Origin of the sequence: Hellea balneolensis DSM 19091, assembly GCF_000428525.1 — a bacterium.
Taxonomy (GTDB): Bacteria; Pseudomonadota; Alphaproteobacteria; order Caulobacterales; family Maricaulaceae; genus Hellea; species Hellea balneolensis.
This window is the reverse complement of the sequence record NZ_AUAC01000003.1, coordinates 651,299-671,697: the sequence shown is the minus strand read 5'-3', so window position 1 is coordinate 671,697 and position 20,399 is coordinate 651,299. Positions and strand designations below refer to the sequence as shown.

Annotated in this window: 16 protein-coding genes; 9 read left to right on the top strand and 7 right to left on the bottom strand. The window is 47.5% G+C overall.

The annotated features are described in order from the left end of the window. Nucleotide 1: 1 nt before the first annotated feature. The 3 genes from F569_RS0109385 to F569_RS0109375 all read right to left on the bottom strand — a co-directional run bounded on the left by F569_RS0109385 (nucleotide 2) and on the right by F569_RS0109375 (nucleotide 4,036). Complete coding sequence (locus tag F569_RS0109385; RefSeq protein WP_026941987.1) at nucleotides 2–1,159, bottom strand: thiolase C-terminal domain-containing protein; 1,158 nt, start codon at nucleotides 1,157–1,159, stop codon at nucleotides 2–4. Further along, nucleotides 1,159–1,548 (bottom strand): Zn-ribbon domain-containing OB-fold protein, encoded by a 390-nt coding sequence (locus F569_RS0109380; protein WP_026941986.1) that lies wholly within the window; start codon nucleotides 1,546–1,548, stop codon nucleotides 1,159–1,161. Before F569_RS0109380 ends, F569_RS0109385 begins: the two co-directional genes overlap by 1 nt. Before the next feature lie 73 nt (nucleotides 1,549–1,621). Next, entirely contained in the window at nucleotides 1,622–4,036 is a 2,415-nt protein-coding gene (locus tag F569_RS0109375; protein ID WP_026941985.1) for a CaiB/BaiF CoA transferase family protein, read from the bottom strand. Nucleotides 4,037–4,136: 100 nt separating this feature from the next. Between F569_RS0109375 and F569_RS0109370 the strand changes: the two genes are divergently transcribed. Continuing rightward, nucleotides 4,137–4,451, top strand: coding sequence for a 2Fe-2S iron-sulfur cluster-binding protein (locus tag F569_RS0109370; RefSeq protein ID WP_026941984.1), 315 nt, complete (start codon nucleotides 4,137–4,139; stop codon nucleotides 4,449–4,451). A gap of 2 nt (nucleotides 4,452–4,453) precedes the next feature. Further along, nucleotides 4,454–5,320, top strand: a complete 867-nt coding sequence (locus F569_RS0109365) for an alpha/beta fold hydrolase (protein WP_026941983.1) — start codon at nucleotides 4,454–4,456, stop codon at nucleotides 5,318–5,320. On the opposite strand, the gene F569_RS0109360 is transcribed toward F569_RS0109365, so the two are convergent. The 3 genes from F569_RS0109360 to F569_RS0109350 all read right to left on the bottom strand — a co-directional run bounded on the left by F569_RS0109360 (nucleotide 5,296) and on the right by F569_RS0109350 (nucleotide 10,987). Then, nucleotides 5,296–6,714: an MBL fold metallo-hydrolase gene (locus F569_RS0109360; RefSeq protein WP_026941982.1), complete on the bottom strand. Its 1,419-nt coding sequence runs from the start codon at nucleotides 6,712–6,714 to the stop codon at nucleotides 5,296–5,298. The two genes, F569_RS0109365 and F569_RS0109360, sit on opposite strands and share 25 nt — an antisense overlap. Then, the gene (locus F569_RS17390) at nucleotides 6,707–8,284 is read right to left on the bottom strand and encodes an arylsulfatase B (RefSeq protein WP_051279671.1); all 1,578 of its coding nucleotides are present in this window, start codon (nucleotides 8,282–8,284) and stop codon (nucleotides 6,707–6,709) included. Before F569_RS17390 ends, F569_RS0109360 begins: the two co-directional genes overlap by 8 nt. 99 nt (nucleotides 8,285–8,383) lie before the next feature. Further along, nucleotides 8,384–10,987, bottom strand: coding sequence for a TonB-dependent receptor (locus F569_RS0109350; protein ID WP_026941981.1), 2,604 nt, complete (start codon nucleotides 10,985–10,987; stop codon nucleotides 8,384–8,386). Between the two features lie 249 nt (nucleotides 10,988–11,236). Here F569_RS0109350 and F569_RS0109340 point away from each other — a divergent pair, with 249 nt between their 5' ends. The 5 genes from F569_RS0109340 (at nucleotide 11,237) to F569_RS17385 (ending at nucleotide 17,403) form a co-directional block, all read left to right on the top strand. Continuing rightward, complete coding sequence (locus tag F569_RS0109340; protein WP_154813702.1) at nucleotides 11,237–12,010, top strand: SDR family oxidoreductase; 774 nt, start codon at nucleotides 11,237–11,239, stop codon at nucleotides 12,008–12,010. 2 nt (nucleotides 12,011–12,012) lie between these two features. Beyond that, entirely contained in the window at nucleotides 12,013–13,323 is a 1,311-nt protein-coding gene (locus tag F569_RS0109335) for an acyltransferase (RefSeq protein WP_026941979.1), read from the top strand. A 76-nt stretch (nucleotides 13,324–13,399) separates the two neighbouring features. Further along, nucleotides 13,400–14,278: an SDR family NAD(P)-dependent oxidoreductase gene (locus F569_RS0109330; RefSeq protein ID WP_026941978.1), complete on the top strand. Its 879-nt coding sequence runs from the start codon at nucleotides 13,400–13,402 to the stop codon at nucleotides 14,276–14,278. A gap of 3 nt (nucleotides 14,279–14,281) precedes the next feature. Then, on the top strand, nucleotides 14,282–15,700 hold the full coding sequence (locus tag F569_RS0109325; RefSeq protein WP_034388111.1) for an aldehyde dehydrogenase family protein: 1,419 nt from the start codon (nucleotides 14,282–14,284) through the stop codon (nucleotides 15,698–15,700). A gap of 14 nt (nucleotides 15,701–15,714) precedes the next feature. Then, nucleotides 15,715–17,403 (top strand): hypothetical protein, encoded by a 1,689-nt coding sequence (locus tag F569_RS17385; RefSeq protein ID WP_051279669.1) that lies wholly within the window; start codon nucleotides 15,715–15,717, stop codon nucleotides 17,401–17,403. Nucleotides 17,404–17,407: 4 nt separating this feature from the next. On the opposite strand, the gene F569_RS0109315 is transcribed toward F569_RS17385, so the two are convergent. Next, entirely contained in the window at nucleotides 17,408–17,791 is a 384-nt protein-coding gene (locus tag F569_RS0109315) for a DUF4345 family protein (protein ID WP_026941976.1), read from the bottom strand. Nucleotides 17,792–17,954: 163 nt separating this feature from the next. On the opposite strand from F569_RS0109315, the gene F569_RS0109310 reads away from it, so the two are divergent. Together F569_RS0109310 and F569_RS19375 are read left to right on the top strand one after the other, a co-directional pair. Then, on the top strand, nucleotides 17,955–19,088 hold the full coding sequence (locus tag F569_RS0109310) for a DNA cytosine methyltransferase (RefSeq protein WP_034388108.1): 1,134 nt from the start codon (nucleotides 17,955–17,957) through the stop codon (nucleotides 19,086–19,088). After that, nucleotides 19,072–19,935, top strand: coding sequence for a NotI family restriction endonuclease (locus F569_RS19375; protein ID WP_084168929.1), 864 nt, complete (start codon nucleotides 19,072–19,074; stop codon nucleotides 19,933–19,935). The genes F569_RS0109310 and F569_RS19375 overlap by 17 nt, the downstream gene beginning before the upstream one ends. Nucleotides 19,936–20,399: the final 464 nt, after the last annotated feature.

Genomic DNA, 20,399 nt, shown 5'->3' with positions numbered 1-20,399 from the left:
TTTAAGCTCCTATGATTGCGCCCGCCACGCCTGAGGCAAGCATGGCAGTTCTAACATTTTTGATCTGGTTGGCAGCATTGCCCCGAATTTGTCGAACGCCTTCGGTGATATTATTCATGCCATGAATGTACCCCTCCCCCATCAAGCCACCATTCGGCGACAGAGGTGTTTTCCCATCCAGTTCTAAATGGCCGTCTTTGACATAGTCATTAGCCTCGCCAATCCCGCAATATTTAAAGCCTTCGAGCTGCCGTAAAATTTGCGGCGTAAAATTATCATAAATCATCGCGACATCCGTATCCTTAGGCGCGATCCCGGCAGCCGCCTCAAGACGATCAGCCACAATTTCGCTATTCTCGGTGCGTATAAGGTCGCCCGCGTAAAAGTCTGAAATAATCTCGTGATTAAACAACATCGAATATTCCGCTCCCAAAATACGTACCGGAATTTGCTTTAGGTCTTTAGCGCGATCAGCTCGCGTAATGATAAGCGCCACAGCGCCATCGCTTTCCTGACAACAATCCAAAAGGCGCAAAGTCGGCTCGACAATCCAGCGGGAATTTTGATGATCGTCAAGTGTGATAGGCTTTCCATAAAACCACGCGGCGGGATTTGTCGCAGCCGCTTTGCGGAATATGACAGCAATCCGGCCTAAGTCCTCTGATGTAACACCATATTTGTGCAGATATGGCCCGCAAGATAAAGCTTCCCATGAGGCAGGTGTTTGAGCGCCGAAGGGGAAACACCATTCCATAAATGTCGAACTATGGGCATCAGGAGACATGCTGTGATGCGGCTGTCCGAAACGGTATTGACTACGTTCATTCATGGCGCGCCAGATAACAAAAACATCGCACAAACCACTTTCTACGGCATTCTTGGCATGGACAATGGTTGCCACAGACGCTGCGCCGCCTTGGGGTAATCGCGTCGTATATTTTATCTCTTTTGCGCCAAGCGAGCGCATGACATCAACTTCATCAGTATTGTCCAAATCAAATGTCGTCATGCCGTCAATCTCAGCGGGATTAACGCCTGCATCCTGACAGGCAGCAAGAATGGCTTCCATAGCGAGCTGCTGCTCTGATCGTCCGGACGCTTTGGAAAACTCCGTTTGCCCTATACCCACAATACAGGCTTGCTGAGACGCGCTAGCCATTACGTCGCCACTTTCTTGAAAACGGGGACAGCTTTGCCGCCCATAGTCTTTTCAAAATCAACTTCAACCGCATCACCGATTATTGGCGGTTCATCTCCGACAAGGTTGGAAACCATCCGAAGTCCCTCTTCGAGCTCAACCAATATAACGATGGGACTTTCTTTAAAGCCATAGCTCGCGGGCCGGACTTGTCGTACCCATGACAAAACCTTCGCCTTACCCGAGAGCGGTTGCGTGGATTTTTCAAGTGAATGGCAGGACGGGCACATAGGCCGCGGAGGATGCCAAAGCTTATTACAAGGCTCGCATTTTTGAGCGACGAATTCACCGCGTTCACACGCATCCCAAAAGAGTGTTGTGTCCAGGCGTTGTATGGGGTCAGGTCTCATCTAAGTCTTTCTATTCCGATGCGGCGCAAGCACTGTATCGGCTTGTAGGAAAATCGATACTCAATCGATTTTCCTACAAGCCCCACGGGTTCTTCATCTCTTTTTGCCCGGGCAAAGGTGGATCGCAGAGTATCGCCGTTTCATTCGCCATCGCCAAAATCTCTTCCTCTGAATAACCGATCTCTTCAAGAATGGCCTTGGTGCAATCTCCGACGATTAAAGGAGCTGTCCCGATAACGCCCGGCGTATCAGACAGATTATAAGTCAGCCCGATTTGCTCAAGCTTACCCACATATGGGTGATGATATTCAGCCGTCCAGCCCTTCGCCTTATAGTCTTCATTATCAAAGAGACGGCGCGAGGCTTCGGCATCTGAAATTGCGGCAGGGATAGTCGCATCTGCAAGGACTTTCATTTGCACATCGCTTGTCGCCGCTTTGAAACTCGCGATCTTATCCTGACCCGCCACTTCATCTAGTGCTGCTTTGTGTGCTTCACTTATAGCTGCGACTTGAATCCATACACCATCACTGCACTCGTAGAGACGGTAATAATCACCATAACCTGTTTGGTCGGCATTGAGGCGCTCTCGTGCTACAGCGGATCCGTCGGGCTTTGCGACGGCATAGCTTGTATTTAAAAGGCACGCATTGACGATTGATGTATCCACAAATTGCCCTTTACCAGTGCGTTCGCGCTCCATCAGGGCATTGCAAATCCCGACCGCTGTCAGAAAGCCATTTCCGGTATCGCCCAAAGACGTCAATGACCACATAGGGTGAGTATCACCGCCCGCATGGAGCGCGCCATCTTCATGCTGAACCCCTGCAAGACAGGCGCCTGTTTGATCATTCCCTGGGAGGTTCTTTCTAGGCCCCTCTTCAAAACCGCGGGAATGGCAATAAATCAGGTGCGGAAATTCTTCTTTAAGGCTGTCATAATCCAAGCCTAATCTTTGGGTCGCGGGATAGCGCATATTATGCTGGACCACGTCACAGGTCGCGATAACTTTCTTAATCGCCTCCATACCTTTGGGGTGCTTGAGCATCACCGCCAAACTTTTCTTTCCACGATTAGCCATGTAAGCAATGTGGCAACGGTGCCAATAACTGTCCCAAAGTGTATTCATTTTAATCACTTCGGCTCCCATATCGGCTAAGAGCTGACAGCCAAATGGCCCAGCAATGGCGAGACCTAGATCCAGAACGCGAATACCGTCCAGCGGCCCTTTGCCCGTTGGTTGAGCCGGAGCTTTCTGAACATGCGCATCGGTAAGGCTGGCCGCATAAGCCTTCACCGCCTCTGTATCAGCGCCGCTTACGCGCATCGGCCCTTGAATAGCGCCTTGGCTATTACTTAGGCGGTAGGTAATCCCGACTTGATTGATAGGCCCAAGCTCAGGGTCATCGATAGTTACTACGCAATTATCATTTAAGAGAAGTGGGTCTGTAAGGCTCTCTTCGATATTCCGGCAAGGCTGCATAGTCATATTTCCATCTGCAGCAGCCTTGACCCAGTCATCACACTTAAATTTCTTCACTGCATCAGCCAAAATAGGCTGATAATGCGCCATGACCAAAAGTTCTTCGGGGCCAATGCCAAAACGGTCGGGATCATTTTGAACACTCAGGTCCGGCGAGGCATCAAGCGTATCGCCTTTAGAGGCTTCTAAGATAAAGCGTGGATTAGGCACCCAATTATGCAACCATTTATCATCCGCGCATTTGAAATGCCCTTTGGGAGACGCACTGCCCATGATCCATGTATTAAATCCTTGAGCATCAATATCTTCGGCGCGTTGCCAGACACCGGACCCGCACGCCATTGCGCCTTGTTGCAGAGATGTTGTGACCCTCTGACCGCGTCCTGTTTTTTCCCGCGCAAATAGGGCGGCGGAAATACCTGTAATCGCAGAGAAGAAAGCTCCCATACTTGGCCATTTTGAGGCCACGTGCAACGGGCCTTCCCGGTTGGCACCTTGAACATGGTTCGGATCAATTTCGGCAGCGCCCGCAAAGGGGTCTTCACGTCCCGCCATGTGATTTAGCGCGCCTTCTGCCCAGCCGCGCTGCTCAAATTGCAAGCCGGAACTGGCAGCGACCAAAGCGTCATATCCGGGGCGATCGTCATCATCGCCATAGCCAGAAATAGAGCAATAGATCAGTTTGGGGTTCAGCTTTGCTAGCTGGTCATAATCGAGACCAAATTCTTTCATTTTACCTGGCCGCATAGATTCGATCAAAACGTCCGCATCCGCAGCAAGTTTCTTGAAAAGGCCTAAATCCCCGACGGTATGAAAATCCAGAACGGCGTTTTTCTTACCACGATGCCAAACTCTGTAGCCTAGTAAATCACCGAAAGGGTCGCCTTGCGGCCGCTCAATACGGGTTACATCAGCGCCGTGATCAGCCAATAGCATTCCCGTCATAGGCCCAGCAATACCCCAAGAAAGGTCCAGAACTTTGATACCGCTTAACACACCTGTCATAGTCCGCTTGCCTTCTATAATCGACCGCGCTAGGGAGTTTCCGAACGCTGTTCGAAAATAGCTTTTGAATAACCACAGTCAAGCTGTAAAGAGGATAAAGATGCCAAGTTTACACATCACAACAGCAACGGGCGAAACGAAAGAGCTTCAAGCGGCAACGGGAATTACTTTAATGGAAGCCTTACAAGCCGAAGGTCTCGTCGAGGGCACCTGCGGTGGCGCGGCCAGTTGCGGAACCTGTCATGTATATTTTACGAATAAAGAAATTGCAGGTGAGCAAACAGAGGATGAAGGTTATATGCTGGAAGGCTTGGAGGGTTTTGTTGATATCCGCGAAGGGTCTCGCCTCTCTTGCCAGCTTAAAGTGACGGATGCTCATGACGGTTTGAAAATTGAGATCGCGCCGGAAGCTTAGCCTTGACTGATCTGACAGCAGATATTGACGGCTTTTCACTAACCGCCAAGCTTTTTGAGCCCGCAGAGATAACAGATAAACCGCTTCTTTTTTGCTTACCTGGCGGCGGCCTGATGCGGGATTATTTTGATCTAGCCCCGGGTTACAGCTTCGCAAATCGCATGACGGATAGAGGTTATAGCGTCTTGATAATGGATCATCCGGGAATCCGTACAAATATCCTGCACCCTGATCATCCTTATTTCACGCCCCGTGAAGCCGCCGGATATCTAGCACAAGCTTTAGCGCAGTGGAGTCATGGCTCACCCGTTATAGGGATTGGACATTCCATGGGCGGGATGATGATCATGTTGATACAAGGAAATCACGCACCCTTTTGCGGATTGGGTTTGTTCGGCTCAAGTGCAGGTGGATTGGATTGGGGGTTATCCGAGGTGGAAAAGCCTTACATCAATCAAGAGCTAAAGTTTAAACGCGATTTGGAAAAGCTCTCCCTTGCTAAATTTGGAGGCCCATATACACGCGCCGGCGACGGGCCCAGCGGCGAGTCAATTACCTTTGGCGGCGAAACAGCGGAACTCACCAAGCGCATGCGAGACATTTCCTGCGAGATGAATTCAGCCTCTGCCATGATGAGTATGATGCGCGGAAGTTTTCAGACAGAAGTCCAAGCCATCGACGCGCCGATATTCTTCGCATTCGGTGATCGCGATATTGGAATACCTCCCAAAAAAGCGCCCAAAGACTTTATCAATGCGCTTAGCACTGAATTAATTGTGCTAGAAAAGACAGGCCATAATCACTTCGCCTTTAGTTCGATAGAGACCCTATGCGAAAGATTAGATCACTGGGCGTCCAATTTAGATTGAGCGTCTCTAATGCGGTATTTCAGCCAATAAATCTCATAGCTGTTATTAGTTGTCGCCTCAGCACGCTCCAATATTTGTTGTAAGGCTTGCTTTTGAACGCTCAGGGCAGATATGTTATTTGGGTCATGATGCAACAACATCTGTATGAGGTGCAGCGCTTTTTCTGGCGCATTGGCTTTTACATATTGATCTGCCAAAGCGGGGATTTCATCTCCCATCCAAGTCGTAATATCCTTGTAGATTTCACTTTGCGGCACAGCGTAAAGTTCTGTTGTTTTATCAAAATGAAACCAGGTGGCGTAATATTCCCAAATTGATTTTACCGCCCAAGACACTTTCCCGTGTTCTTGCGTAAGCGCGAGATTAGCGGGCAATTCGATTTCACGCATAAGCTGCTCGACTGTTTTACCGGCATTCATACCTTCAACGGTTTTATCGTGAACATACTTCGTCGCGTCTCGTATTTTTAGAAGACCGCTTTCTATCACGGCCTTGTCGGTAATGGGGTCTTTATGACTAGGCACAATCATGTCCGGGTCGAGTGCAATGATAGTTTTGAGTGAATTTACATACTCCACAGGTTTACGGATTTTCTCCCCGCGCATGGTGAAAATATTAGGAAATTGCGGAAAAAGAGGGCCGAAAAAATCACCGCTAAAGAGTATCTTTTTTTGCGGGAGCCAAAGCACGATATTATCCGCACCCTCAGCGCCCGGCAGAGCATGGACTTCAAAATCAACGCCGCCTTGGGAAAATTTATAAGGCTGGCCATTATAAATGCGGCGCGTCGGAATCACTCCACCCGTCGCAATCAAGCCAATATTTGGCGGCTCTTCTGGCATGAAGGGAAAGAGCGTGCGATTACGGTGCCAAAAATAAGGCTCTAATTCTTTAAGGTAGCGCTGTTCCTCTTCGAACTCTGCATGTGCAACAATTTCTATGCCCTCTTCCTGCCAGAACTTCGTGCCCCCGGAATGATCCGCATGGGAATGGGATACGATTATATGGGACAGCTCTAAATTTGATACAGCTTCATTTAAGACGTTCATCTGTTTAGGCACTTGCGTGGCCAGACCCGTATCGAAAAGAACATCTTTCCCGGATGTCGTAATGAGGTGCGCATTCCCGACGCCTGTGGCTTGCCAAATACCCTCCGATATTTCACGGGCCTCAATCGGAATGTTGATAAATTCCGCAGCGACAGAGCCTTTTGCCTCAGGATTTGACGCTATGCGTTTCATGCCCACATCGCCCATTTTATCGACGGCGGCAATTTGAACTTTTTTCTTGAAGCCCGGAATATGATTATAGGCCAGTAGCAACACCAACAAAATTGGCAGAATATAGCCAATTAGTTTTATCAGTTTAAAATAGAAATCCGTCAGCTTAGTCATAGGCCAGCTTTCCTTTATCGCCATGACGCTTTTGCAAGATTTTACCGCGCATGCCTGAGGTGTAGCTATTCAAATAGTCCTCTTGAAGCTCCTCAGTAGGAATGACAGATACGGCATAATCTTTGGGGGCGCGCCACCCAGGATGCGGGGCGAGAGCCACGCGAACACCATTGATCGGATGCTGGGCCCGCCATTTGAGTATCTTTTTGGCCATGCGCTCAACCACTTTGGTATTATCTTTGGCCAGATTGTTTTTTTCCTCTGGGTCAGCCGTGATATCAAAGAGGAAATTCTCGACCTCAGTCGAAGCCGATTTGTGGTCAATAATTTGTACAAGCTTCCAACGCTGTTCCATGACACTTACATGGTATTTATCGAATATGGGAGAGTTGGACGCAAAATATAAATCCCCATTTCGCGGGTCTTCGCCTGAATTCATGAGCGCCTCCCAACGGTCTTGACCGTCTGACGCCTTCTCATGTTTCATCTCAATACCAACTGCATCGGCAAAAGTCGGAAAGACATCCATCACCGAAATAACATCTTCTGTCGTTGTGCCTGATGCAATTTTCTCAGGCCAACGCATAATCGCATTAACGCGTATGCCGCCCTCAAAAGTCTCAAGCTTGCCACCGCGATAAGGGCTGTTATCGGCCCCAAAGGCTTTCAACCCGCCATTATCGGAAAAGAAAAACACCAACGTATTTTCGCTCAAACCTTGCGCGTCCAAGCTTTCAAGAATGCGGCCTACAGCTTGATCGAGACTATCGACCATCGCCGCATATGTGCGTTTCGGAAAAGGCCGGTTCAGGCGTTTCTTATATTTGTCCTCAAGCTCTGCCGGGGCCTGCATGGGGGAATGCGGCGCGAGGAATGGTACATATAGAAAGAAGGGTTTTTCTGGATCACGGAGTTCTTCAATATAACGCACAGCTTCATCGCCATGTATATCCGTCATATATTGATCTTCACGTTTCACGGACACGCCATTTTCTTGCAGGTCATAGCCTCCCGCGACGGTGTAATCGAAATAATCAATTTGCGTATTTAAGTGCCCAAAGAAATGATCAAAGCCGCGAGAATTCGGGACAAGCGGCTCTATCGTATGGCCCAAGTGCCATTTTCCAATCATGGCCGTTTGATAACCCGCGGCCTTGAAACTCTCTGGCATAAAATGCTCATCCGGCGACACGCCGCCATTCTGCCAAGGCTGAAACCCAGCATAGGCCGTTCCCATTTTCATGGGATCACGCGCCGTCATTAAAGCACTGCGTGTCGGGGTGCATATCGGCATGGCATAGAAACGGTTTAGCGTTAATCCATCTCGCGCAAGACTATCAATATGCGGGGTCTCAATATCACTGCCGCGAAAGCCAAGGTCAGCCCAACCTAGATCATCTGCCAGAAGGATAACAATATTGGGCTGCGTGTATGCGCCTTCTATGGTCTGCGATGAAACCTTTACAGCTTGGGATAAGCGTTCAGGCGATTTTACAGTTTCACTCTCATAACTATTTTGGCATCCGAGCAGAAAAGCCCCAAGTCCAAGAGCTGCAACAAAACCTCTCATAAACGTATCCTTATTAAGTAAAGCGGGCCGCTCCCGCATTTGTTGATACAAATGCCGAAACGACCCGCTTTCGCCCCATCTCTCCCCCAGAACTTCGTCTTAGAACTTGATACCCAAAGAAGCACCATATGTCCGCGGTTGCCCAAAGACCTGTGTGCGATATGCGAAGGTCTCAAATGGTAAACTATCCACTAGATACTCTTCATCTAAAAGGTTTTGTCCCCACAATGCTACAGTAGCTGTATTTCCATTGGCCATGTCAAAATCATAACCAATTCGACCATTGACGAGGTTAACGCTTGGCAGACGTAGATCATTTGCCGGCACTTGCAGAACACTATCTTTATGACTGTAACTTACATTACCAAAAAAGCCATTATTCCCGTCATAATTTAAAGAGAGAAGATATGAATTTTTTGGCGTACCTTGCAGTTCCTCGCGAGAGGATGGATCAGCATTACCTGTAAAAGGATTGATAATCTCACCCGCTGTACCGTCAACATAAGAGTAACTCGCCGCCATTGTGATTTCATCTGTAACTGCAAACTGACCATCTAACTCAATACCGTAGATTTCATCATCAACATTCACAATAATACGTTCAGTGGCAATTAACGGGTTCGTTGCCAATGTGTTCTGCTTGTCTTGGAAATCATAATAGAAAGCAGCAACGTTCAAGCGAACGCGATTTCCAAAGTCACCTTTGAAACCTGCCTCATAGGCCGTATTGCTTTCTGACCCGAAAACGAAGTCTACACCAGCAGTCTGTCCCGGCAAACGCACAGCAGAAGCCGTTTGGTTAAAGCCGCCAGACCGGAAGCTTTCCTTATAACTTGCATAAAGCAACACATCTTCATTGAGATCATATTCAATTGTGAGTGAAGGATCTAAAACTGTGTCATCAAATGATGCAGAATTCGGAAGTATAGTGTTTCCTGTTAGGGTTATATTATCGTTGAAGAAGACTGATTTTGTTTGCCCCTCACCATCTTTACTCTCATCTGAGTAGCGCAATCCGCCTGTGATCCGCAGATCATCTGTCAGATGCCAAGTGGCTTGTCCGTAAAGTGCAAAAGCTGTTGTATCAATAAAAAGATCATTCGTTGTTGTCTGACGCGCTGCATCAAGTGCAACTGATAAAGTCGGGAGGCAGAAATTATTTGCCGCCATTGGAGACATACCAGTTTGCTGACAGGTCGTACCGTTACCAACAATCTGATTAACTAACGGAAAGGCCTGTCCTGCAAGTGGTGTTTGCAAGAATGATAGTAATACACCCGCAGCAGGAATAGGACCCTGTGCAGCCGCTGGAACATTATTTGCCGTCAAAAATCCTGTAATATTTGGCGCGGTTACGCGAGGGTCAAACTGGCCAAGCACAAACAGATAATCATTCGCGTTGGCAAAGTTTTGCCCTCCATTAATGCCTGTTTTTTCATCGTAATAGAAAGCCCCGCCCGTAAACTCTAAGCGTCCGTCCGCAAACTCACCATTATAGGTAGCTTCAAAGCTAGTTTGACTATGATCATCCAAAGAGCTTGATCCGCCAGGCGGTGATAGGAATAACCCCCGATCAGGAGTTGACCCATCAAACTGTGTTCCAAAATCAGGGCGTAATGGCTGCCGCGCAGCCCCAAAAGCAAATGGTAAAGCCCCAATCGCTTGGTTAAAGCCGCCTGTAATAGCATTAATAACTGCTGGATTTGCCGTTGGAACCAAAGTTACAAAACGCGAGCTCTCAACTTCACGATAAGCGGCTGTGAATTTGACGTCATGACCGTCAGCAACGTTCCAGTTGGCTATAGCCGTTACACCTTTTGTCTCAAGGTCACCGGCTTCATTTTCAAAGCTCGTGGTGACTTCATCCTGACGCCCTGTGGCTGTCCCAATAGCTGGCCCGAAGAGAGGGTTATTTTCCCCAAAACCTGTCAGTGATTGATAAAAGAGCGGCTCTTTCTCTGTTTTATTGTAATCAGCTGCGAACTCAAGATTGACGCTTTCACCGACATCAAAACCTACTGCGCCGCGGAGTCCATATTTTTTCTCGCCGCCAAAGTCAGTTCCCGGTCCATCATTTTCAACCCAACCACCGCGGTCAAGAAACAGGCCGGAAAGTCGAGCCGCAGCTGTTCCGCCCATAGGAATATTCACTGCGGCAGAAAGCTTTTTATGATCATAATTACCGTATTCAGCAGTCAACCTACCTGAAAACTCACTGGGGTCAGGACGTGCGGATATAAGATTAATTGCGCCAGCGGTTGTATTTCGTCCGTATAGGGTACCTTGCGGGCCTTTCAAAAGCTCAACCCTGGCCAAGTCCGGCATATCAATTGCCAATCCCTGTGTTTTGCCAAGATACACACCATCTTGATAAATAGCCACGCGGCTATCTTGTCCTACTTGCGGATCAAATGTGCCAATGCCACGAATGCTGACGCGCACGCCGTTGGGGTCAGCAGGATTTGGCGTAACGTAAACCCCGGGGGTGAACGTTCCCAAATCTTCAATACCTTCAATCCGATTGTTTTCTAAAGCTTCCAAATCGAAAGCTGCGATAGCGACTGGCACATCTTGTAAGTTCTCGCTTCGTTTCTCAGCTGTTACGATAATCTCATCAAGCTGTGCAAAGGCTGGAGCGCTGATGGCGAGCAGCGAAGTGGAAACGGCTAAAGCTGTAAGCCCTTTAAAAGTAGATGATGACATTGTCTCTCCCCTGTGAATATTTATACGGCTTTTTGCCTTTATTAACTAATTGCCTAAGCCAAAATGAAAATAGGCGCAATGCAAGAGTCGCAAAAACTTACGCTAATAATGCGCGTTTTCGTCTTTTTTTGGCCTGCAATCATCATTTTGCGTAGCATAGTTGCATTTTTGTTACGCATTTTGACGATAGATATAAACTCACTCTTGCATCATAGAACGTGGTAATTTACACTCGAAAAAGGTTCAAAGGTGAGAAAACGAATGGGAATTGCTGTCATTACAGGAGCCGCTTCCGGTATAGGAGCCTGCGTGAAAGCGCGGCTCGAAGCACAAGGCTACGATATTATAGGTATAGATTTGCAAGGCGAAACTATTAGCGCAGACCTCTCTACAACCGAGGGACGTCAAGCCGCAATTACGCAAACTTTAGAGATGTGTGAAGGCAATATAGACCGACTTGTCCTAGCCGCTGGCTTAGGCGGACATATCGAAGATGGCCAACTTGTTGCACGCGTCAACTATTTTGGCGCCGTTGAATTGCTTGATGGATTTAAAGAGGCTCTTAGAAAAACTCAGGGGCGCGTGGTCGTTATTTCATCAAATTCGGCACAAATGCGTACAGACCCTGAAAGCGACATCGTCCGCTGTCTCTTGGACGGCAATGAAGGCCAAGCCATGCAATATATCGGGGACTCGCACGGGGCTCTTACATATGGCGTTTCCAAACATGCGGTTGCACGGGCTGTACGCCGCCGTGCGGCTGAATGGGGACAAATCGGTGTTACCCTCAACGCCATCGCTCCGGGAATGACAGAGACGCCTATGTTTCGCGGGGCCGCAGATCACCCTGTTATTGGTAGGAGTGTCGAGGCTATTCCTATACCAAAAACACGCGTTGCCACCCCCGATGAAATTGCAGGCGTTATAGAATTCATGCTCTCTGATACGGCAGAATATATGCAAGGAAGCATTATCTATGTCGATGGCGGCACGGATGCACAGCTTCGTCCTGATGCTTTTTAGGTTTGATTGAGGCCTCCATTCATTCCGTCAGTCCCATTGACGAGAACCATCTGCTTTATGGTAATTATATCGGGCTACAATATGCCTTCACAGACGGTTTGGATGCCGACATTTTAGCAAAATCCGTTGCGGTATTAATTTCGCAATTCCCAGCTCTATCCGGGCGATATCAGGCAAAACACGGAACCCTTCGACTTTCAGACCAACCCGTTTCCCTTACCTATGAAACTCACCCTCACAATCTGAACGAAACCCTCCTGAAAAGCGGAAGACCTAATTTCGTACATGAACCGCGACGAAAAGATGTTTTAAACGGCCGCGCCCTACTCTCAACTTTCACCCTCACAACCTTTAATGATGGCGGCATGATATTCGGCGTCGCCATTAGTCATGTGCTAACCGATGCGGCTGGTTATCATCTCATATTGAGGCATTTTGGCGATATTTACACGGCTATTAGCTTAGGAAATGAGCGACCTGAATTTGTCTTTCACACAGCGTTAAATGCGTTTAAATTTGGGAACAGCCGTTCAAAGCAGAAATGCCTCGCAGACTTGAAACGGCGCGCTTTGCCTAAACCTATGCCTATTAAAGGGATTATGGGCGGGCTCGTAAAAACCCTCATTATCAAAGCTATGGATAAAAGCCTAAGTCACAATCAGCCTGTCAAAATCCATTTCACAGCCGAAGAAATTTCCCGCCTAAAAAAGACGGTTCTTGCGGAAAGCGGCGAAGACTGGATTAGCACGAATACGGCCCTTTCTGCGCATTTTACATCCGTGATTGCAAAGTTAAGTTATGGCGATGATCTAAAAAACGAAATTCAAATCGGACAACTCTTAGATTTACGCAATCGCTATTTTCAGGACACATCCTACGTGCAAGCTCAATATGTTGGCAATGCAATCCTTATTCATATAGACAAGACCGTCTTCCCTAAAGGACTACAAAATACATCTCGCGGAGCTCTCGCGCGTTATTTCAAACAGCGTCAAGCCAAGACCACGGCGACAGATGTCAAAGACAGGCTTGATTTACTCGCAGATTGTCTGGCTCACGGCTACACCAACCCCGAACTGGATGTGAAGCAACCTATCATCTCGCTTAATAATCAAAGTAAAATGCCCGTATATGATGTGAATTTTAGCGGACAAAGGCCTGCGCGAATTTATCCTCAAGATGTCGGCGATAATATTATGTTCTTTCCGGCCTATGATGGCGGGATAGAGGTCTATATTCGTGACCTTGTTAATCCGGGCGGACAACAGAAGCTCCTTTCACCCGAATGGCAAAATCATATTTACAATGCTTGATGGCTTGACTCATACCACCGCATAGTCTTTTCTGAACGCCGTTCGGAAAGTCATAATTAAACATCAGGGGACTCGCATGGCCACTCAAAAAACAGCCTTTATCACAGGCGCCGCAATGGGCATGGGCGCAATGAAAGCCAGGAAGCTCGCTGAGCGGGGCTGGACTGTTTTTGCTGGCGTTCTTCCGGGCGCGGATACGTCTGAACTTGGCGATACTCCAAATATTATAAAAGTGGAACAAGACGTAACCTCTGATGCCTCTGTGATGACGAGTTCAGAAGTGGTCGCAAAGCACCTAAATGGCAGCGGACTTGACCTTCTGATCAATAATGCTGGAATAGCCAATAAGGGTACGGGGCCGATTGAAGGCATCAATATGGAAGAGATGCGGTTTCTCTTTGAGGTTAACACCTTTGGGCCTATGCGAGTTGTCCAAGCCTTTTTACCTATGATCCGAAAAGCGGCGCCTAATTCCCGTATTATCAATTTCGCCTCAGGGGCGGTTCGCGCAAATCCTGTCTGTTCGGGCAGTTACAATATGTCCAAATGGGCGGTTGAGGGATTGACCTGCACGCTGCGTAATGAGCTTGCACCTTTTGGTATTGAAGTCACATCGATAGAGCCCGGAGCAGTCAAAACCCACATGACGGCCAATGCCGAAGAAACGACTAAAGACATTTGGACGGGTATTTCGGATGATGTCAAAGGGGTTTACGAACCTCACCTCAGAGAGACGACAACAACGAAAATGGTTGAAGCCATCAATAAGGGCAATGACCCTGATTATGTTACAGACGAAGTCCTGGCGCTACTCGAGAAAAAAAATTGGAAGCCACGTTATCTCGTCGGCAAAGACGTTAAACCGATGAAAGTTATGCTGAACCTTATGTCCGAACGCGCTTTCGAAAAGACCATACAAAAAGCTGTCGGCATTCCGCAATATGGCAAGGGATAATCCATGGCGATTAAAACAACCGACATCGCGGCCAAAGTCCAAGCCTTAAAAGACGCCGCCCCTCGCCTGCGCAACAGCACGTCCTCAGAGCGCTGCGCGAAAATGAAAGCCCTTTGGGTAGAGACCCGTGCGCGCCAAGAGGATTTGTTCAAAGCGGCGCATTCTGAGCGGGGCACCCATGATCTTGATGTGGCGGCAGAGCTCATGATGATCAAATCCGAAGTCGATTATATGTGCAAACATTTGGCGAAATGGATGAAGCCTGAGAAGGTCAAAAACTCTATGGCGACAATGGGCAAGCGCTGTGAAATTCGGCGGCAATCCAAAGGTGTTGTGCTTAACATGGCCGCTTACAATGCCCCGACAGCCGAGAGCTTTGTGCCCATGCTCGCCTCTATTGCGGCGGGCAATGCTATGGCGATTAAACCCTCTGAACTTGCGCCGCAATCAGCCCAAATTATTCAAGAGATTGTCAATAAGGTCTTCCCGAGCGATGAAGCCGAAGTCTTCCAAGGCGGCGTAGAGGTTGCGCAAGAGCTGCTAAAGCAGCCCTTTGATCATATCTATTACACGGGTGGCACAGCGGTTGGAAAAATCGTGATGAAAGCTGCTGCGGATAATCTCGCCTCTGTTACCTTAGAAATGGGCGGTAAAAACCCCGTCATCATTGACGAAACCGCCAAACTTGAAAACGCAGCAGCAAAGCTTGCTTGGGGACGCGTTATGAATGCGGGCCAAGTCTGTATCGCGCCCGATTACGCCATTGTGCATGAGAGCGTGAAGGACGAATTTCAAACTCTCATATCTGAGAAAATAAATGCGCTCTATAATTCCGATGGTGCGGGCTTAGACAAATCCTCTTACGTTCCGCGTATCATAAATGAGCGCCACACCTCACGCGTCAAATCCCTGATTGATGACGCCACAGCCAAAGGCGCAAGCATAGTCAGCGGCGGCAATGCTGATGTCAAAGATAATTATATCGAACCGACCATCATTACAGATGTGACTGAAGATATGGACATTATGCAAGAGGAGGTATTCGGCCCGGTCATGGCCATCATTGAATATAAAAACCGTGAAGAAGTTTTGCAACATATTGCCCCGCGCACGAATTCGCTCGCGCTTTATATCTATTCCACCAATGATGATAATATCGAATATTTTCTAAACAACACTTCCTCAGGCTCTGCCGTCGTCAACAATAATTGCGTGCAATCGGGGACAAATCCTAACTTGCCTTTTGGAGGTGTTGGGAATTCCGGCATGGGCCGCATTGGCGGTTATGAAGGCTTTCGGACGATGTCCAATGAGCGCTCTATCGTCCACCAGCCTTTGGATAAGTTTCGCGACTTCCTTATCCAGCTCCCGCCCTATTCTGAGCGTTACTCAAACATCATCATGAAGGCGATAAAAAAATAAATCGAAAGCCCGCTATGAAACGATTTTTGAAATTTCTCGGGCTGTTTCTTATCGCGGCTATAGCCTCAATATTGCTAAAGCGATGTGACTTCGGCCCGCCCACGCCGCGTCCTGATCTTGACCTGTCATTAGCCCCCCAAATGAGCGCCCCTACCGCCGCGCCTATGGATATGAACTTTCCAGAAAAAAACCTAATGGCCGCGAAAAGCGTAAATCCCATTCCGCATGGCGATCCCGCACAACAAGACTCCACCCCCATCCCTGGCCCTTTGGATAAAACGCGCCGCTTGGACCCAAATGAAATCACCTATCAATTTCTTGGTCCAGGACATTTCGGCGTCAGTATTTCAAGCCCCTACCCTAATGGCCGCCGCGTCGTCTGGACCAATGGCGTAAACGGCGTGTTTAAACTCGATGAAGAGAGCTATGATATCATCGACCACCTGCCTTCTGAGAATGCTGATAAATATAACGAAGACTGGGCCAATAAGATCATCGCAAAGCTTGATAATAATAACGGTGCCAGCGCCATGCCGACTGCCATTAAATCTATGCTGCCCCTAAAGTCACTGTCAGGCGTTTACACGGTGGTAGGCGACAATGACTGGCTTTACATCGCGCGCAAAGACGGCTCCGTCGTGGCCTATACTGATGCCGTCAAAGATAACGCCGGATCGGGCATAAAAGAAGCCGCGCGTTTCCAGCTCCCCGCTGACCTCGCGGGCGCCAGTGTCGGCATGAACATGACCTATGATGGGTGGATTGTCTTCCCCATGGAAAACGGCACCATGGTCGCAGTGTCCCCTGACCTTAAAGAATATCGCTCAGTTCGCATGAAACACGCGGACACGGAAAATACTGAGACGAACGGCGTCGGCTATGGCTGGGTGCGCAATTCTATTGCCATAGATAAGGAAGGCGGCATCTACGCCATATCGCGCAACCACGTGCATAAAATCATTTGGACAGGTGATACGCTTTCTACGGATGAGGCCGACGGCGCGTGGACGGCGAAATATCGTAATGGTCATATCGAAGGCTCAGGTGCAACACCCAGCCTGATGGGCTTTGGCGATGAAGACCGTTTTGTTGTTCTCACCGATGGCGATATCCGTATGAATGTTGTGCTCATGTGGCGGGATGATATCCCTGAGGATTGGGAACAGCTCGAAGGCGCGCCTTCCCGCCGTATTGCCGGACAAGCCCCCGCCGATATGGGTGAACAAAAGGTCACAAAGATACAGTCTGAGCAAACCGTAATTGTCGCGGGCTACGGCGCACTGGTCGTCAATAATACGCCCCGAAATACCCCCTTCTTTATGCCTAAAGAAGGTGTTGGCCGAGGTGCCTCTATCGGCCCCCTTGGCAATAATCCAAAGTTCCAACCTTACGGCGTTCAGAAGTTCGAATGGAATCCAAAACTGCGCCGACTGGAAAAAGCCTGGGTCAATGAAACCATCAGCTCACCCAATGGCGTTCCGTGGGTCTCGACGGGATCAGGCCAAGTCTATTTCATCGGCGCGCGGGATAATGAATGGACGTTAGAGGCGGTCAACTGGCTCACAGGAGAACCCACATTTCATTACATCCTAGGCGGCCAGAAATATAATAATATGTTCTCTGGCCCCACAATTGATCAAAAGGGGCGCGTCTTTGTCGGAGCTTATTACGGGCGCATGCGGCTAGACCCTAAAACGCCTTAAGCGTTTAGGCCTTAGTGCTCTTAAGGGTCTTATACGCAAAGACAGATAAGCCGATCAAAACGACTTCGATGAGAATAGGCTGCATTACGCCGGGCCCGTTCCCCGTCAAAACGAGGCTGATAAGGCGACCCAGCAGAACAAGCCCGTAAATAATAATCGGTAATTTCAAGCCTATAGCTTTGCCTTTAAACAGCGCAAGTCCGCAGCCAAGAGCACTTGCCAAAAAGACCGCGCCCACATCACCGCGCAGCGTATGCTGCCCCAATTCAGCAGGCCCCACCAAGCCAACAATCTCCCCAACTTTGGCAGGATCAACCCAAGCCAAAAGCCCCATAGCAAGTGAAAAAAGCCCAACAAGTGCGGCGGCGATTTTTGCTAATGTATTCATGATATTCCCCTATGTTTTATGGAGGCATGATGTGGGGGTGATGGGGTTGTGTCAATGTTGTCCTGTCTTAGGTCAATTAAACGTGGACACTTCGCAATTTGTTCACTATACGTTCTGTAACTAATTTATAGAAAGTTCAGAGAATCAGTAAATAGATATTCCCATGGGCAAAGCACCAACAGTTTTTGATTTATTTTGCGGCGCAGGAGGCCTGTCTTTAGGTTTCCAGCAAGCAGACTTTAGAGTGCTTGGAGGTAATGATTTTTTCAAATCTGCCGGACAAACATTTTCCAATGCTCATGAAAATTCGAAATTTTATGATATGCCAATTCAAGAGTTGAAAGGCAATCATATATTGTCTGATATGTCGATGAAGCGCGGAGACCTTGACTGCCTCGTAGGAGGCCCACCATGCCAAGCTTACAGCGTCTATAATCACAAACGCAGTATGGATGACGAGCGCGCCAACCTTTTCAAAGAATATTTGAGGATAGTCGATGAGCTTTATCCAAAATGGATTGTCATCGAAAATGTTACAGGAATAAAATCAATAGATAATGGACAGGTAATCGAGACTATCAGAACAGAGTTAAATGACCGTGGTTATGAAATCGAAGTTAAAACCCTATTCGCAGAGGACTATGGAATACCTCAAGAAAGGCGAAGAGTCATATTCTTGGGTAACCGCATAAATGCACCCATTCATTGGCCTAAAAAAACCCATACAGCTGAAAACTTTGTCACAATTTTTGATTCAATTTCTGACCTTCCCGAATTAGAAAATGGAGAAAAATTATGTGACGGAACTTACTTGGAAAAACCTAAATCAAACTATCAACGAAATATCAGAAAAAATTCTCTTAAAATTACGAATCACGATGCTCCAAAGTTGGGCGCAGTAAATATCGAAAGGTTGAAATTCATTAAACCGGGCGGAAGTTGGCGGGATATTCCTCATGACTTACTTCCAAATGGCATGAAATCCGCCAAACGCTCTGATCATACTAAACGATATGGACGTATGAAATGGGATGGAATGTCATGCACGATTTTAACTAAGTGCGATATTCATTGGGGGGCCTATATTCATCCGGAACAAGATAGAGCCATCACTGTTCGGGAGGCCGCCAGAATACAAGGCTTTCCTGATCATGTAGAATTTTTTGGAAATAAAACAGAACAATATGTTCAAGTTGGAAATGCAGTTCCACCTATACTTGGAAAGGCCATTGCTAAAACGATCCTACCAACCATAAACAGTATTAAAAACTCAGCTTTAAATGACGAAACCGTCTAAAACTTTCGCTCCTAATGAGGTCATAATTGAACTCCTCGGAAAGCGGACAATATCAGGTGTTAAACCTGACTTTGGAAACTTCACATGCCCGTTTACTGGTAGCACTTGCATAAAGAAAAGTGTTAAAGTTTCACAGCCTCACTACCCGGTGTGTTCAATATCACCTAAGACCAGCGATGAAGTCGTTACCATCTGTCCAAGACGGTTTTATTCAAGAAATTTCATCAAAGACATTACAGAACATGCCTGGCCGGGTTCCGCACCAAAGAATCCGAAAATAGCATATGAAGTACAAATGTCAGGTTTTGGCACAATAGATTTTGTTATTGCTGATGTTAGTACAAGTGGAGTTGATGCCTTTGTATCTTGTGAAATACAAGCTGTTGACATTACTGGTAGTGTTTCCGGCTTCTTTACAGACTATGTTGAAGGCAAAATCAAAAGCGAGATTCCTTCAGACAAAATAGGCCAGAGAAATTATAGCTTCGGTTTTAATAGGAAAAATGTTGCTAAACGCTATCTATCTCAACTGATTTATAAAGGACATCACCACCAAATTTGGGGCTCTCGAATCGTAGCTTTAGTTCAAAAGTCAATGTATGACTATTTTCAGAGCCAAGCCAGTTTCAAAACTGATAAAAACATAGGCGACCCACAATCAAGCGTGGTTTTTTTAATTTATGATTATGTTTTCAACGACATCACACAACAATACGAGTTGAAAATTGTGGACACGCAAGCAACATCTCATAACGCCTTACAAAATGCGAACATGTATATAGAACCACCAAAAAAATCTGATTTTGAAGCTAAAATATTATCGCGTATTCGACGAAACCCAACTTAATCCTCAATTTGCAAACTTAAAACACTAGCAAACTCAAATCCTTACAAACTAAATCCAGAGATGAATCCTTGCTCTCCCCTTTGCCCCTATAGTCATAGGTGTTGAAGTTCAGGGATTGGCTCTGAACCTGTGTATTTTCGGTTTTCGAAAATGCATATATGGAAAGGAACCGTTTCGAGCTTTAATATGTTTTCTCAGAAATTGGACAGGTAAGACGTCACTTGCTGTTTTGGGAGACGATGAGATTGAGCATTGGAGAGTTACGACTCCGATTGAGCCGGATCTTTGTGAGGCGTTAGGCCCAAGCTGTGCCGTCAGATAGCGACAGCTATCGTACCACGGTAACTCAGCGATTAAGAGGCCCTCACACAAAAATCATCGCCGCGTGGTTTGCACTGCGTAAAACAATTTTTCATTTTGGTATTCCATCGCGGATGCCGACCACGCGGGCTGTCTTTTTTTAA

Bases quoted from the DNA above. Each gene is read 5' to 3' on its own strand.
- F569_RS0109385 (WP_026941987.1), bottom strand. From the start codon at position 1,159: ATGGCTAGCGCGTCTCAGCAAGCCTGTATTGTGGGTATAGGGCAAACG.
- F569_RS17390 (WP_051279671.1), bottom strand. From the start codon at position 8,284: ATGAGAGGTTTTGTTGCAGCTCTTGGACTTGGGGCTTTTCTGCTCGGA.
- F569_RS0109310 (WP_034388108.1), top strand. From the start codon at position 17,955: ATGGGCAAAGCACCAACAGTTTTTGATTTATTTTGCGGCGCAGGAGGC.
- F569_RS17385 (WP_051279669.1), top strand. From the start codon at position 15,715: ATGAAACGATTTTTGAAATTTCTCGGGCTGTTTCTTATCGCGGCTATA.
- F569_RS19375 (WP_084168929.1), top strand. From the start codon at position 19,072: ATGACGAAACCGTCTAAAACTTTCGCTCCTAATGAGGTCATAATTGAA.
- F569_RS0109375 (WP_026941985.1), bottom strand. From the start codon at position 4,036: ATGACAGGTGTGTTAAGCGGTATCAAAGTTCTGGACCTTTCTTGGGGT.
- F569_RS0109380 (WP_026941986.1), bottom strand. From the start codon at position 1,548: ATGAGACCTGACCCCATACAACGCCTGGACACAACACTCTTTTGGGAT.
- F569_RS0109330 (WP_026941978.1), top strand. From the start codon at position 13,400: ATGGCCACTCAAAAAACAGCCTTTATCACAGGCGCCGCAATGGGCATG.
- F569_RS0109370 (WP_026941984.1), top strand. From the start codon at position 4,137: ATGCCAAGTTTACACATCACAACAGCAACGGGCGAAACGAAAGAGCTT.
- F569_RS0109360 (WP_026941982.1), bottom strand. From the start codon at position 6,714: ATGACTAAGCTGACGGATTTCTATTTTAAACTGATAAAACTAATTGGC.
- F569_RS0109315 (WP_026941976.1), bottom strand. From the start codon at position 17,791: ATGAATACATTAGCAAAAATCGCCGCCGCACTTGTTGGGCTTTTTTCA.
- F569_RS0109325 (WP_034388111.1), top strand. From the start codon at position 14,282: ATGGCGATTAAAACAACCGACATCGCGGCCAAAGTCCAAGCCTTAAAA.
- F569_RS0109350 (WP_026941981.1), bottom strand. From the start codon at position 10,987: ATGTCATCATCTACTTTTAAAGGGCTTACAGCTTTAGCCGTTTCCACT.